This window comes from Methylopila sp. 73B, from assembly GCF_000526315.1.
Lineage (GTDB): Bacteria > Pseudomonadota > Alphaproteobacteria > Rhizobiales > Methylopilaceae > Methylopila.
This window is the reverse complement of sequence record NZ_JAFV01000001.1, coordinates 3,564,301-3,577,743: the sequence shown is the minus strand read 5'-3', so window position 1 is coordinate 3,577,743 and position 13,443 is coordinate 3,564,301. Positions and strand designations below refer to the sequence as shown.

Below are 13,443 nucleotides of genomic sequence, written 5' to 3'. Positions count from 1 at the left end.
GCTGAAAACTGGCGATCCCGGGAGGGCTCGAACCTCCGACCTACGGTTTAGGAAACCGTCGCTCTGTCCAGCTGAGCTACGGGACCGGCCGGCCGCGGTCGTAGCATGGCCGATCGCGTTTTGCACGGGGGCGCGCGCCCGGTTTCGCGACCGCCTCGCAGTTGCGAACTCAGCGGTTGAACGCTTGTCGCCGGTCCGCTAAGCGCTCCGCTTCCGAACACGCGCGAACGGCGGGCGAGCATGGACCAGACGGCGAAGATCGCCTTCGGAAGCATCGTTGTCGGCGTCGCGGTGCTGGCGCTGAAGACGGTCGCCTATCTGCTGACCGGTTCCGTCGCGCTGTACTCGGACGCCGCCGAGAGCGTCGTGAACGTGGCGGCGGCGGTCGCGGCCTTCGTCGCCGTGCGCCTCTCCGCGGCGCCGCCCGACAGCAACCACCCCTACGGCCACCACAAGGCGGAGTACCTCTCGGCCGTGACCGAGGGCGTGCTGATCGTCGTGGCGGCGGCCACGATCTTCAACGAGGCCTACCGCGCCTTTCTCGATCCGCGGCCGCTGGAGCTGACCCCGCTCGGCATCGGGGCGAACCTCGCCGCGAGCGCGATCAACGCCGCATGGTGCCTTCTGCTGCTGCGCCGCGGCCGGACGCTGCGCTCACCGGCGCTGGTCGCCGACGGCAAGCACCTGATGACCGACGTCGTCTCCTCGATCGGCGTGCTGATCGGCATCGGCGCTGCGGTGTGGACCGGCAAGGCCTGGCTCGACCCCGCCATCGCCTGCCTCGTCGCCGTGAACGTGCTGTGGTCCGGCTTCCAGCTGGTGCGCGCCTCGGTCGGCGGGCTGATGGACGAGGCGGCCGACGACGCCACAGTCGCCCGGATCAAGGGCGTGATCGCGGCCAACGCCGACGGCGCGATCGAGGCCCACGACCTGCGCACCCGGCAGGCGGGGCGGCTGACCTTCGTCGACTTCCACCTGGTGGTGCCGCGCGACCTGCGCGTGGCCGAAGCGCACGACATCTGCGACCGCATCGAGCGCGCGCTGCACGACGACGACGCGGACACGATCGTGACCATCCACGTCGAGCCCGACGAGAAGGCGAAGCACGCCGGAATCATCGTGCTGTAACCCCCGCGTTAACCCGTCGTCCACCACGCGAAACCTACCGTCTGGCGTGTTCCAGAGTGCGCCCGCGTTCCTGACAGGCCCCGCCATCGCCCTGCCGGCGACGACCGCGCTCGCCCTGCTTCTCGCAATCCATCCCTCCCTCGCCGCGCCCTGCGTCCTCTCCGCCAAGGCCGAGAGCGTGCGGGTGGAGCGGGCGCTCGACGGCGACACCGCGGCGCTCGCGGACGGACGGACGCTGCGGCTCGCCGGGATCCTCGCGCCCAAGGCGCCGCTCGGGACCCGGGAGGCCGACTGGCCGCTGGCGGACGCCGCTGCGACCACCCTCCGCGCCCTCGTCGCGGGCCGCCCTCTCGTTCTTCGGCCGGCGCTTGCGAGCCCCGACCGGCACGGCCGGATCGTCGGCTATCTCGCCCCCGAGGGAGCCGCCGATCCCGCGGGGCTTTCGGCCGAGCTGCTCGCCCGCGGCGTCGCCCGCGCGGCCGCCGACCGGGCGGGGCGTGACTGCCGCGCCACGCTCCTCGCCGCGGAGGACGGCGCCCGCCGCGCGAGCCTTGGTTTGTGGACAAATACGTACTACGAGGTCCGAGACGCCGCCGACGGCGACGCCTTCGCGGGCTCCGTCGGCCGTTTCGAGATCGCCGAAGGACGCGTGGCGAGCGTCCGCACCGTGAACGGACGGCTTTACGTGAATTTCGGACGCCGCTGGCGCGACGCTCTCGCACTGGTCCTGAGCGAGGCCGCCGCGAAGCGGCTCGGCGGCGCCGAGGCTCTCGGCCTGTCGCCCGGCGCGCGCCTGAGGGTTCGCGGCATGATCGAACGGCGGCTCGGCCCGACGATCGCCGTGACCGAGGCCGCCCAGATCGAAAAGCTCGGCCTGGCGAGCGCGAGATGACGGGAGGGGCTTGCGGCATGACGGGCCTCGGCGGGCAGCATCGGGACAGGCGGACCTTCGCCCTGCGTCTCGCAGCGCTTGCGAGCGCCGCGGCGTTGCTGGCCGGCTGCGGCAGCTTCGGCGGCGAGAAGCCGACGCCGCAGCCGATCGTTCCCGCCTCCGCCCCCAAGGTCGCCCCGGCCCCCACCGCCGTCAGCCAGGAGCAGGCGCGCATCGCCGCGGCCTATGGCGGCGTCTATCCCAAGCCCGACCTGGTGACGCTGCTCAACTCGGTCGCCGACCGGCTGGCCGCGGCCTCCGAACGGCCCGACCTGCGCTACAAGGTGACGCTGCTCAACTCGCCGCTGATCAACGCCTTCGCGCTGCCGAACGGCAACCTCTACGTCACCCGCGGCCTGCTCGCCGTCGCCAACGACACCTCCGAGGTCGCGGCGGTGCTTGCCCACGAGATGGCGCACGTCACCGCCCGTCACGCCTTCCAGCGCGCCGACGAGGAGCGCAAGGCGGTGCTGGTCAGCCGCGTCGTCTCCGACGTGCTGGAGGACCGCGAGGCCGGGGCTGTCGCGCTCGCCAAGAGCAAGCTGTCGCTCGCGAGCTTCTCCCGCGCGCAGGAGCTGGAGGCCGACCGCATCGGCGTGCAGAACATCGCGCGGGCCGGCTTCGACCCCTACGGCGCCTCGCGCTTCCTCCTCTCCATGGGCCGGCAGTCCGAACTCCGCAGCGCGGCGCTCGGGCAGAAGCCCTCGCAGCCCGGCCTCGACTTCCTGTCGACGCATCCTTCTACCCCTGAGCGGGTGCAGCTCGCCGTCACCGCCGCCCGCCAGATCGGCGCGCCGGGCGTCGGCGAGCGCGACCGAGACGCCTATCTTGTCGCGCTGAACGGCACGACCTACGGCGACGACCCCGCGCAGGGCTTCGCCCGCGGCCGCCGCTTCCTGCATCCGCGGCTTGGGTTCACCTTCCTGGCGCCCGAAGGCTTCACCTTCGAGAACGGATCCGAGGCGCTGCTCGGCGTCGCCCCCGACGGCCGGGCGCTGCGCCTCGACGCGGCGCGGCTTGGATCCAGCCAGACGCTCGAAAGCTACATCGCCGAGAACTGGATCGACGGCGTCGAGCCGGGGCCGGTCGAAAAGCTCGAGGTCAACGGCATGGACGCGGTCACCGTCGTCGCGCGCGGCAAGGAGTGGACCTTCCGCTTCGCCGCCGTGAAGTTCGGCGCGGACGTCTACCGGCTGATCTTCGCGGCCCGCGAGCTGACGCCCGACATCGACGAGGGCTTCCGCGCCTCGCTCTCGACCTTCCGGCGCCTGACGCAGGCCGAATCGGAGCAGGCGCAGCCGCTGAAGATCGAGGTCGCGACGGTGCGTCCCGGCGACACCGAGGAGACGCTGGCGCGCCGCATGGCCGTGACAGACCGCGCGCTCGAGCGCTTCGCGGTCCTCAACGGCTTCGCCCCCGGCGACCCGCTGCAGGCGGGCCTGCGCGTCAAGGTGATCGGCGAGTAGGTCGCCCGCGGCTGGCGGCTACGGCCGCCCCGGCTCCTCGGGGGCGCGGGCGTCGATGGCGAGGGCGTGGACGGGGCCGGCGAGCTCCTCGGCCAGCAGGGCGTTGACCCGGCGGTGGCGGTCGACCCGGCCAAGGCCGGAGAACGCCGCGGAGGTCACCTTCACCCGGAAGTGGGTTTCGCCCTCGGGCCGGGCGCCGGCATGGCCGGCGTGCAGGTGGCTCTCGTCGATGACGTCGAGCCGCGTCGGCGCCAGCGCCTCCGTCAGCTTGGTCTCGATCCGCGCGCGCACGGTCATGGCGTCTCTCCCGTCGGGGTCGGCGAAGCAGCCGCGATGTGGGTCGCCCCGGTTCGCCGCGTCAAGCCCGCATCATGCCCCTCTCCGTTGCGGCCGCGCGTTCTTGTTCGCGCTCCCCCCGCCCCCCATAATGCCAGCGTCATGAAACTCGACAGCCCATGGTTCGACCGGATCCGCGTGGCGCGGGGCGAAAGCCGCCCGCAGCCGCAGGTGGCGAGGTGCGACCATCCCGGGTGCCGCGAGCCCGGCGTCCACCGGGCGCCGAAGGGCCGCGACCGGGAGAACGAGTACTGGCGGTTCTGCCTGGCGCATGTCCGCGCCTACAACCAGAACTACAATTTCTTCTCCGGCATGTCCGACGAAGCGGTGATGGCCTACCAGAAGGACAGCCAGACCGGGCATCGGCCGACCTGGACCATGGGCCAGAACGCCGCCGCCGGCGCGACGCCCGAGGCCCGCGCGAAGGCCGAGCGCGCCCGCGGCGGCAAGAACCGCGGCTGGGCGAGCGGCTTCGCCTTCGACGACGCGTTTCACATGTTCGACGAGGACGGCCCGAGCGGCGCGCCCCAGAAGCCCGAGCGCGAGCTCAAGAACGTCGAGCGCAAGTCGCTCGAGGCGCTCAACCTGGGCGCGAGCGCGAGCGGCGAGGAGATCAAGGCGCGCTACAAGGAACTGGTCAAACGGCTGCATCCGGACGCCAACGGCGGCGACCGGAGCACCGAGGACAAATTGCGCGAGATCATCCAAGCCTATAACTATCTCCGATCCGCCGGCTTCTGCTGACACGATCGCCCTTTTCAAGACGCGCGCTGAGCTGACGAAGCGCGCCCCCGGTTCCGCGCGACGCCGTCCGGGACCGCCTGGAGGCCCCATGACCGACGCCCTCGACGCTCCGCTCTCCTCCCCGACGCCCGACATGAAAGTGTCGGTGCGGCAGCTCTTCGGGATCGACAGCGACCTCGAGGTTCCCGCGTTCGGCGAGGCGCAGGGCGCCGTGCCGGACCTCGACCCGGACTACCTGTTCGACCACGACACCACGCTCGCGATCCTCGCCGGCTTCGCCCGCAACCGCCGCGTGATGGTCACCGGCTATCATGGCACCGGCAAGTCGACGCACATCGAGCAGGTGGCGGCCCGGCTGAACTGGCCCTGCGTGCGCGTGAACCTCGACAGCCACGTCAGCCGCATCGATCTGATCGGCAAGGACGCCATCGTGCTCAAGGACGGCATGCAGATCACCGAGTTCCGCGACGGCATCCTGCCCTGGGCGCTGCAGAACAACGTGGCGCTGGTGTTCGACGAGTACGACGCCGGCCGGCCGGACGTGATGTTCGTGATCCAGCGCGTGCTGGAGCAGTCGGGCAAGCTCACGCTGCTCGACCAGCGCCGCGTGCTGCGGCCGCACCCGGCGTTCCGCCTGTTCGCGACCGCCAACACGGTCGGCCTCGGCGACACCTCGGGCCTCTATCACGGCACCCAGCAGATCAACCAGGGCCAGATGGACCGCTGGTCGATCGTCACGACGCTGAACTACCTCGCGCACGACAAGGAGGTGGACATCGTCCTCGCCAAGTCGCCGCGCTACCAGAAGGAAAAGGGCGGGCGGGACACCGTGTCCAAGATGGTCCGGCTGGCCGACCTCACGCGCCAGGCCTTCATGAACGGCGACCTGTCGACCGTGATGAGCCCGCGCACCGTGATCACCTGGTCGGAAAACGCCGACATCTTCGGGGACATCGGCTTCGCGTTCCGGCTGACCTTCCTGAACAAGTGCGACGAGCTCGAGCGCAGCCTGGTGGCCGAGTTCTACCAGCGCTGCTTCGGCCGCGAGCTGCCGGAGAGCGCCGTCAACGTGGCGATGAGCTGACGCGCGGCTCGAGCGCTGGAGACCTCATGGCCACCGCGGCGGATCTCGCTCCCGGACAAGCGTGGAGCTATCGCGACGCCCAGCTTCCAAGCTCAAGGGTCGTGATCGGCCGGATCGACGTCGCCGGGGCGTCGAAGGTGGCGTCCGTCTCGATCGTGGACGCGCCGTTGCCGGACCCGGAGACGGGCGCGCTGGTCCCGCGGCTCGTGGAGCACGCGCCGATCGCGATCGACGCCCTGCTCGCGAGCCTGCTGCGGCGCGAGGGCGACGTGCCGATCCCCGAGGGCTTCGAGGGCGGCTATCGCATCTGGCGGAACGCCTTCGACACGGGCCAGGGCGGCTTCTTCACGCTCGGCGTCGAGGAGATCGTCCGCATGTTTCAAGCCGCGCTCGCCCCCCAGCGCGCGGCGCATTAGCGGAGGCGTCCCATGTCCGGATCCAACCGCAAGCCCGGCGACAAGGCCGCGGCGCCGTCCGAACCGTTCAAGCGGGCGGTCGCGGGCTGCCTGCGCGCGATCGCCGGCGATCCGGAGATGGAGGTCGCCTTCGCCTCTGAGCGCCCGGCGCTCACGCCCGGGAAGGCGCGGCTGCCGGAGCCGCCGCGCAAGCTGACGCCCCAGGACGTCGCGATCCTCCGGGGCCACGCCGACTCGATGGCGCTGCGCGTCGCCTGCCACGACGCCAAGACCCACGCCCGCCTCGCCCCGCAGGGCACGGAGGCGCGCGCCGTGTTCGACGCCGTCGAGCAGGCGCGCTGCGAGGCGATCGGCGCGCGGCGGATGGCGGGAACCGCCGGCAATCTCACCGCCATGCTCGAGGACCGCTACCACCGCGGCCCCTACGCCGAGGTCACCGACAAGGCCGACGCGCCGCTGCAGGACGCCGTCGCGCTGCTGGTGCGCGAGAAGCTCACCGGCCACAAGCCGCCGGAGGCGGCCGCGAAGCTCGTCGACCTGTGGCGGCCCTGGCTCGAGGAGCGGGCCGGCCCCGACTTCGCCCGACTCGACCGCGTGGTCGAGGACCAGGGCGCCTATGCGCGCGCGATCCGCGACCTGCTGACCTCGCTCGACATGGGCGAGGAGCTCGCCTCCGACCGCCAGGAGAGCGACGACGGCGAGGAGAGCGACGACGGCGATCCCCCGACGCAGGAAGGCGAAGCCGCCGACGCCCCCGAGGATTCGAGCGACGGCGCCGACCCCGCCGAGACCGACGCCTCCTCCGAGGCCGACGACGACGCGGAGCAGATGGAGGCGGCCGACGCGCCGCCGACCGACGCGCCCGACGACGACGAGCTCGGCGAGGCCGAGGAGGCCACCGAGCCGTGGCGGCCGCAGGACAGCCGCCACGCCGAGCGCGAGAAGCCGGACTACGTCGCCTACACCACCAAGTTCGACGAGGAGGCGCTGGCCGAGGAGCTTTGCGACCAGGAGGAGCTGACGCGGCTGAGGTCCTACCTCGACAAGCAGCTCGCCGCGCTTCAGGGCGTCGTGGGCCGGCTCGCGAACCGCCTGCAGCGCCGCCTGCTCGCCCAGCAGAACCGCGCCTGGGACTTCGACCTCGAGGAGGGCATGCTCGACCCGGCGCGCCTGTCCCGCGTGGTGGTCGACCCCATGAGCGCGCTGACCTTCATGCGCGAGCGCGACACCGAGTTCCGCGACACCGTGGTCTCGCTGCTGATCGACAACTCCGGCTCGATGCGCGGCCGGCCGATCACGGTCGCGGCCACCTGCGCCGACATTCTCGCGCGGACGCTGGAGCGCTGCGGCGTGAAGGTCGAGATCCTCGGCTTCACCACCCGCGCCTGGAAGGGCGGGCAGTCGCGCGAGGCCTGGCTCGCCGCCGGCAAGCCGATGGCGCCCGGCCGCCTCAACGACCTCCGCCACATCATCTACAAGGCCGCCGACGCGCCGTGGCGCCGCACGCGCAAGAACCTCGGGCTGATGATGCGCGAGGGGCTGCTGAAGGAGAACATCGACGGCGAGGCGCTGGCCTGGGCGCACGAGCGGCTGCAGCGCCGGCCGGAGCAGCGCCGCATCCTGATGGTGATCTCGGACGGCGCGCCGGTGGACGACTCGACGCTCTCGGTCAACGCCGGCAACTACCTCGAGAAGCACCTGCGCCGCGTCATCGAGGAGATCGAGATGCGGTCGACGGTGGAGCTGATCGCCATCGGCATCGGCCACGACGTGACGCGCTACTACCGCCGCGCCGTCACCATCGTCGACGCCGAGGAGCTCGGCGGCGTGATGACGGAGAAGCTCGCCGAACTGTTCGACGAGAAGGCTCCCGCCGCCCGCGGGCGACGGGGCCACGCGTGAGGCGTCCCGGCCGCGCGCTCGTCCGCCTTGTCGCGCTCGCCGGCTCCCTTGCGCTTGGCCTCGGCGCCGCCGCCGCGCAGGAAGCGCCGGTCGAGGTCACCGCCTCGCCGATCGAGCGGTTCGATTCCGCAACCCCCGTCGGCGGGGCCTACGGCAAACTGGTTTTTCTCGGCGGATTGACGCTGTCGTCGCGCGACAAGGACTTCGGCGGGCTTTCCGGCCTCAGGCTGTCCGACGACGGCCGCCGCTTCACCGCGATCAGCGACCGCGGCAACTGGTTCCGGGGGGCGATCGCCTACGACGGCGCGAAGCCGACCGGATTGAGCGGCGTCGTGCGGGAACCGATCGTCGGGCCGCGCGGCCCCCTGCCCGGCCGCCGCGGCGCGGACACCGAATCGCTCGACATCCGCGGGCGCGGCGCCTGGATCGCCTCGGAGCGCGTCCACGAGGTGCTGCGCTTCGCCCTCGACGCGGAGGGGCGCGCCGGCGCTGGCCGCCCGATCAAGCTCCCGAAGGCCGTCGGCGGCGCGCCGTCCAACGCCGGTTACGAGGCGATCGCGACCTTGTCGTCGGGCGCGCTGATGATGATCGGCGAGAAGTATCTCGACGCCGCGGGAAACAACCGCGCCTTCGTGGTCGGGAGCAAGACGCCGTTCGAGTTCGCGGTGAAGCGCACCGAGGACTTTTCCCCGACCGACGTCGCGCGGCTCCCGAGCGGCGGCTTCGTGCTTCTGGAGCGACGCTACGTGCCGCCGCTGTCGCTTTCGGTTCGCATGCGACGGCTGTCGGAAGCCGACGTGAAGGCCGGCGCGGTGGTCGACGGCCCCGTGCTGATGGAGGCCACGCTATCGCAGGCGATCGACAACCTCGAGGGCGTCGCGACCCACCGCGGCGCGGACGGCCGCGCGGTGATCACCGCGGTCTCCGACGACAACTTCTCCGGCTTCCAGCGCACCGTCCTGCTGCAGTTCGCCCTGCCGGAGTGAGCCCGCGGCGAGGCCGCCGGGGCGAGCCCTAGGCCACGGTCGCCATGCCGCGGCCGAACCCGCCAGGGGAGCAGGTCTGCGGCGCGCGTCGAGAGCGCCCACAAGCCGTCCGTTCGCTTTTGAAAAAGATTGGCGCGCCCGAAAGGATTCGAACCTCTGACCCCCAGATTCGTAGTCTGGTGCTCTATCCAGCTGAGCTACGGGCGCGCTGGCCGGGGGCGACGGAGCCCCTCGGCGGAGGCCGGTTTGTTAGCCGCTCGCCGCGGGGAATGCAAGCGGCCCGGCGCAGGAAAAACGACGGCCGTCACGCGCTCGCGCGCTGACGGGCGTGCGCCTGCAGGTCGATGGGGCGATCCGGCACGGTGATGCGGAAGGTCGCGCCGAGGGCGCCGTCCACGAGGCTGATGGAGCCGCCGTGGGCGCGCACGAGCTCGGCGGCGATGGCGAGGCCCAGCCCCGTGCCGCCGGTGCGGGTGGAGCCCTGGAAGGGCTCGAACAGGTGCTCGCGCGCCTTACGGGGCAGACCCGGGCCGGTGTCGGAGAACTCGAGCACCGCGACGGCGCCCTCCCGGCGGCCGGAGATCCGGATCTGGTCCCGGTCCGGGTCCGGGACGCCGCGGCCCTCGAAGGCCTGCAGCGCGTTGCGGCCGAGATTGAGCAGGATGCGGAACATCTGGTCGGGGTCGGCGTCGATCGTCAGCCCGCGCTCGACCGCGGCGGAGAACCGCACCGGACCGCCGGGCGCCACGCCGAGCGCCGTGCGGACGTCCTCGACCACGTCGGCGAAGGCCACCGGCCGCCGCTGCGGCGGGCGCTCCTGGGCGCGGCCGTAGGACAGCGTCGACTGGCAGAAGGCGATCGCCCGGTCGAGCGTGGCGATCAGCTTGGGCGCGAGCTTCTGCACCGTCGGGTCCGAGACCGTGCCGAGCCGGTCAGACATCAGCTGGGCGGAGGCCAGCAGGTTGCGCAGGTCGTGGTTGATCTTCGAGACCGCGAGGCCGAGCGCGGCGAGCCGGGACTTCTGCTGCAGCTGGCCGTGGATCTCGCTCTGCATGCGCTCGAGCTCGGCCTCGGCGATCCCGATCTCGTCGGCCCGGTCGGAGGCGACCACGATGCGGCTCGCGTCCTCCGGCGCCTCGGCGAATCGCACCATGGTCTCGGTCAGGCGGCGCACCGGACGCACGATCATCCGGTCGAGCGCGAGATAGACGAGGCCCGCGGTGGTCGCGGAGATCAGCAGCGAGAGCAGCAGCACGGTGCGCGAGAACGCCAGCATCGCCTGCCGCAGCTGCGTCTCGTCGACCACGATCTCGATGAAGTCGCCCTGGTTGGGAGCGACGTCGACCACGCGGGCGAGGCGCTTGTGGCCGTTCAGCAGCGTGTCGAAGGCGTCGAGGATCGCGGCGGCGTCGTCCGGATCGCGCCGGTCGATGGTGACCGCGACCTCGCTCGGCATCTCGGCGACGGCGAGCAGCCGGCGGGCGTCCCCGGTCTTCAGCACCAGGGCGAGCGCGTCGACGCTCTTCAGCAGACGGCGGGCGAGCGTCTCCTCGACCGCGCCCTCGGGCGCGGCGTCGAGGGCGAGCGCCGCCGTGCGCGCGCGGTTCACCTGGTCGTCGATGTAGTTCAGCCGGAAGTTCGCGATCGTCGGCACGTAGACGAGAATTTCCGCCATCATCACGAAGACGACGGTCAGCCCCAGCAGCTTGCCGGACAGGCCGAGATTGCGGCGGGCGTGGACGTTGGGGGGACTGAGCGTCATGACGATCGGTGGCGCGCGCTTCTTCAGGGCAGCTTCCGCACGAAGCGGATGATGCGGCCGACCCAGGGGTTCGTCAAACGGTCGGCCACGTGGAGGATCGCCGCCCGCCGCGAAATTTCGCCAAGCGTGGGGTAAGGCAGCGTCAGGGAGGCGATCTCCGTCAAGGCCCATTTCTTCTGGACCGCCGCCGCCCACAGGTGGATGAGCTCGCCGGCCTGCTCGCCGGCGAGGCTCGCGCCCACCACCCGGCCGCGGGCGTCGGTGATGACCTTGAGATGGCCCGCGACGCGGCCCTCGGCGCGCGCGCGGTCGTTCTCGTGGAACGGCCAGCGCCAGACGCCAATGGTCGTGTGCTTCGCCCGGGCCGCGTCCTCGTCGAGGCCGACGGAAGCGATCTCGGGATCGGTGAAGGTCACGCGCGGGATTGGGGTGGGGTCGAAGCCGGCCGGCAGGCCGAACAGCGCCGCCCGCACCACCAGCCCGCCCTGATGGCCCGCCACATGGGTGAAGTTCGGCCCGCCCGCCGCGTCGCCGGCCGCATAGACGCGACGGTTGGAGGTGCGCAGGCCGCGCGACACGACGAGGCCCGCCGGCGTGTGGCGGACGCCCGCCGCCTCGAGGCCGAGATCCGCCAGCGCGGGCTTGCGGCCCGCGGCGATCAGCAGGTGGGTGCCGGCGATCTCGCGCGGGCCGGCGCCCTCGTCGATCACCAGCGCCACGCCGTCCGCGACGCGCTTGGCGGCGACCACCGTCACCCGCGCGTGCAGCGTGATCCCTTCCCGCTTCAGGGCGCCCAGCGTGTGCGCCACGATCTCGGGGTCTTCGCGGGCGAGCGGCGGGCCGGAGTCGACGATCGTGACCTCGGAGCCGAGCCGGCGGAAGGCCTGTCCGAGCTCGAGCCCGATGGGGCCGGCGCCGAGCACCAGCAGCCGCTCCGGCAGCGCCGTTAGGCCGAACACGGTCTCGTTGGTCAGGTAGGGCACGGCGGCGAGGCCCGGCACCGGCGGGATCGCGGGGCGCGAGCCGGTGGCGATCACCGTGCGCCGGGCGCGGATGCGCAAGGCCCCCGCCTCCACCGTGCGCCTGTCGATGAAACGGGCGGCGTCCCGCACCACGCGGACGCCGAGCGCGGTGTAGCGGGCTTCGGAGTCCGTCGGCGCGATGGCGGCGACGACGCCGTGGACGTGGGCCATGACGGCGGCGAAGTCGACCGCCACCTCCCCGGCGCGCACGCCGAACGCGCCCGCGCAGCGGACCGCGTGGGCGCGCTTCGCCGCGGCGATCAGCGCCTTCGAGGGGACGCAGCCGACGTTCAGGCAGTCGCCGCCCATCTCGCCCTTCTCGATGAGCATAACGGAGGCGCCGAGGCCGGCGGCCGAGGAGGCGATCGTCAGGCCGGCGGAGCCCGCGCCGATGACGCAGAGATCGGGCGTCAGGATGTCGCTCACGCGGCGGGCCCTTTGCGTCGGCGCAGGCGCTTCGCGGCGACCGGCAGCAGCGCGACGACCGCGAGGCCGCCGAGCGCCAGCAGGATCGGCGTCGAGACGAGGGTGGAGGGATCGAGCCGCGCGGCGCAGTCCGCCCCGCCACGGGCGAGACAGGCGCCGCGGCGCTCCGCCTCCTGCGCCACCACGCCGCCAAGCCCGGCGCCGATGAAAGCGAAGGCGAAGGTTCCGGGCACGATCCCGAGCGCGGTCGCCGCGACGAAGGTCTTCAGCCGCACGCCGAGCGCGGCCGGCGCGAGGTTCACCACGAAGAACGGAAACACCGGCGCGAGCCGAAGAAAGAGAAGATAGGCGAAGGCGTCCTCGCGAAACCCGTCGGCGAGCCGGGCGATCGCCCCTTTGGCCCGGGCGACGAGCGCGTCGCCGATCGCCGTGCGCGCGATCAGGAAGACGACGGTCGCGCCCGCCGTGGCGGCGACGACGGCCAGCGCCCCGCCGACAAGCCCGCCGAACAGGAAGCCGCCCGTCAGCGTGGCGACGAGCGCGCCGGGCAGCGACAGGGCGACCAGCGCCGCATAGACCGCGACATAGGCCCCCGCGGCGACCGCGCCATTGCCCGCGACGAAGCCCTGCAGCGCGCCGGCGTGGGCGACCAGCGCGTCGAACGACAGCAGCCGATGGATCCCGCCGGCGATCGCGGCGGCGACGAGCGCGAGAAGAAGGATGACGGGCGCGAGCCGGCGCCACAGCGGGCGCCGGGGCGAAGGCGTGTCGTCCAGCGGCGGGTCGGATGCGTCCATACCGCCCTTATAGGCTGATCCGCCGTCCGCGCGAGAACCGTCGACAGGGTATCGCCCCATTCACTTCGACGTCAGCGGGCGGGTCGATCAGCGCCGCGCAGACCGAAGACGCGGTCCTGCTAACGCGCGACGCCGATTGACTTCGACGGGGCCGGACCCTTATAAGCCGCCCCGTGCCGCGCCCGCGTCTGACGCGGGCCGTTTTGTTTTGGCCGCGCCGCGCCAGCTTCACGCCGGAGGGCGGGGCGGAACGGTCGCGACGACCGGAGAGTGACCCGTGAAACGGACCTACCAGCCCAGCAAGCTCGTTCGCAAGCGCCGCCACGGCTTCCGCTCGCGGATGGCGACGGTCGGCGGCCGCAAGGTGATCGCAGCCCGCCGCGCCAAGGGCCGCAAGCGCCTCAGCGCCTGACGACGGCGGATGCGTCGCGCCGCCTCCGGCT

The 13,443-nt window shown here is 72.4% G+C and carries 13 protein-coding genes and 2 tRNA genes; 9 read left to right on the top strand and 6 right to left on the bottom strand.

The window, feature by feature from the left end; translation table 11 throughout:
• Positions 1-9: 9 nt before the first annotated feature.
• Positions 10-86 (bottom strand) — tRNA-Arg (locus K244_RS0117145).
• A 154-nt stretch (positions 87-240) separates the two neighbouring features.
• Between K244_RS0117145 and K244_RS0117140 the strand changes: the two genes are divergently transcribed.
• From K244_RS0117140 to K244_RS0117130, 3 genes are read left to right on the top strand one after another with little or no spacing between them, the layout of a single operon-like run.
• Positions 241-1,128: a cation diffusion facilitator family transporter gene (locus K244_RS0117140; protein WP_020187518.1), complete on the top strand. Its 888-nt coding sequence runs from the start codon at positions 241-243 to the stop codon at positions 1,126-1,128.
• A gap of 46 nt (positions 1,129-1,174) precedes the next feature.
• Entirely contained in the window at positions 1,175-2,020 is an 846-nt protein-coding gene (locus tag K244_RS0117135; RefSeq protein WP_020187517.1) for a thermonuclease family protein, read from the top strand.
• Positions 2,021-2,037: 17 nt separating this feature from the next.
• Positions 2,038-3,525, top strand: a complete 1,488-nt coding sequence (locus K244_RS0117130) for a M48 family metalloprotease (RefSeq protein ID WP_020187516.1) — start codon at positions 2,038-2,040, stop codon at positions 3,523-3,525.
• An 18-nt stretch (positions 3,526-3,543) separates the two neighbouring features.
• Here the strand turns inward: K244_RS0117130 and K244_RS0117125 are convergent, their stop codons facing one another.
• Positions 3,544-3,822, bottom strand: coding sequence for a BolA family protein (locus K244_RS0117125; RefSeq protein ID WP_020187515.1), 279 nt, complete (start codon positions 3,820-3,822; stop codon positions 3,544-3,546).
• 141 nt (positions 3,823-3,963) lie between these two features.
• Between K244_RS0117125 and K244_RS0117120 the strand changes: the two genes are divergently transcribed.
• The 5 genes from K244_RS0117120 (at position 3,964) to K244_RS0117100 (ending at position 8,993) form a co-directional block, all read left to right on the top strand.
• Positions 3,964-4,605 carry a DnaJ domain-containing protein gene (locus tag K244_RS0117120; RefSeq protein ID WP_020187514.1) on the top strand — a complete coding sequence of 214 codons (642 nt, stop codon included), beginning with the start codon at positions 3,964-3,966 and terminating at the stop codon, positions 4,603-4,605.
• Positions 4,606-4,693: 88 nt separating this feature from the next.
• Positions 4,694-5,689 (top strand): cobaltochelatase subunit CobS, encoded by a 996-nt coding sequence (cobS, locus tag K244_RS0117115; protein ID WP_020187513.1) that lies wholly within the window; start codon positions 4,694-4,696, stop codon positions 5,687-5,689.
• 26 nt (positions 5,690-5,715) lie between these two features.
• The gene (locus K244_RS0117110; RefSeq protein WP_020187512.1) at positions 5,716-6,105 is read left to right on the top strand and encodes a hypothetical protein; all 390 of its coding nucleotides are present in this window, start codon (positions 5,716-5,718) and stop codon (positions 6,103-6,105) included.
• A 12-nt stretch (positions 6,106-6,117) separates the two neighbouring features.
• Complete coding sequence (gene cobT, locus K244_RS0117105) at positions 6,118-8,007, top strand: cobaltochelatase subunit CobT (protein WP_020187511.1); 1,890 nt, start codon at positions 6,118-6,120, stop codon at positions 8,005-8,007.
• On the top strand, positions 8,004-8,993 hold the full coding sequence (locus K244_RS0117100) for an esterase-like activity of phytase family protein (protein WP_020187510.1): 990 nt from the start codon (positions 8,004-8,006) through the stop codon (positions 8,991-8,993). The genes cobT and K244_RS0117100 overlap by 4 nt, the downstream gene beginning before the upstream one ends.
• Positions 8,994-9,123: 130 nt before the next feature.
• On the opposite strand, the gene K244_RS0117095 is transcribed toward K244_RS0117100, so the two are convergent.
• The 4 genes from K244_RS0117095 to K244_RS0117080 form a co-directional block, all read right to left on the bottom strand.
• Positions 9,124-9,200 (bottom strand) — tRNA-Arg (locus K244_RS0117095).
• A gap of 97 nt (positions 9,201-9,297) precedes the next feature.
• Positions 9,298-10,755: a HAMP domain-containing sensor histidine kinase gene (locus tag K244_RS0117090; protein WP_020187509.1), complete on the bottom strand. Its 1,458-nt coding sequence runs from the start codon at positions 10,753-10,755 to the stop codon at positions 9,298-9,300.
• Positions 10,756-10,778: 23 nt separating this feature from the next.
• Entirely contained in the window at positions 10,779-12,203 is a 1,425-nt protein-coding gene (locus K244_RS0117085) for an FAD-dependent oxidoreductase (protein ID WP_020187508.1), read from the bottom strand.
• Positions 12,200-13,000, bottom strand: coding sequence for a VTT domain-containing protein (locus K244_RS0117080; protein WP_020187507.1), 801 nt, complete (start codon positions 12,998-13,000; stop codon positions 12,200-12,202). Before K244_RS0117080 ends, K244_RS0117085 begins: the two co-directional genes overlap by 4 nt.
• Before the next feature lie 277 nt (positions 13,001-13,277).
• Here K244_RS0117080 and rpmH point away from each other — a divergent pair, with 277 nt between their 5' ends.
• On the top strand, positions 13,278-13,412 hold the full coding sequence (gene rpmH / locus K244_RS0117075; protein ID WP_020187506.1) for a 50S ribosomal protein L34: 135 nt from the start codon (positions 13,278-13,280) through the stop codon (positions 13,410-13,412).
• Positions 13,413-13,443: the final 31 nt, after the last annotated feature.

Coding starts and splice junctions, on each gene's coding strand:
- K244_RS0117140 (WP_020187518.1), top strand. CDS start 241: ATGGACCAGACGGCGAAGATCGCCTTCGGAAGCATCGTTGTCGGCGTC.
- K244_RS0117130 (WP_020187516.1), top strand. CDS start 2,038: ATGACGGGCCTCGGCGGGCAGCATCGGGACAGGCGGACCTTCGCCCTG.
- K244_RS0117125 (WP_020187515.1), bottom strand. CDS start 3,822: ATGACCGTGCGCGCGCGGATCGAGACCAAGCTGACGGAGGCGCTGGCG.
- K244_RS0117120 (WP_020187514.1), top strand. CDS start 3,964: ATGAAACTCGACAGCCCATGGTTCGACCGGATCCGCGTGGCGCGGGGC.
- cobS (WP_020187513.1), top strand. CDS start 4,694: ATGACCGACGCCCTCGACGCTCCGCTCTCCTCCCCGACGCCCGACATG.
- K244_RS0117110 (WP_020187512.1), top strand. CDS start 5,716: ATGGCCACCGCGGCGGATCTCGCTCCCGGACAAGCGTGGAGCTATCGC.
- cobT (WP_020187511.1), top strand. CDS start 6,118: ATGTCCGGATCCAACCGCAAGCCCGGCGACAAGGCCGCGGCGCCGTCC.
- K244_RS0117090 (WP_020187509.1), bottom strand. CDS start 10,755: ATGACGCTCAGTCCCCCCAACGTCCACGCCCGCCGCAATCTCGGCCTG.
- K244_RS0117080 (WP_020187507.1), bottom strand. CDS start 13,000: ATGGACGCATCCGACCCGCCGCTGGACGACACGCCTTCGCCCCGGCGC.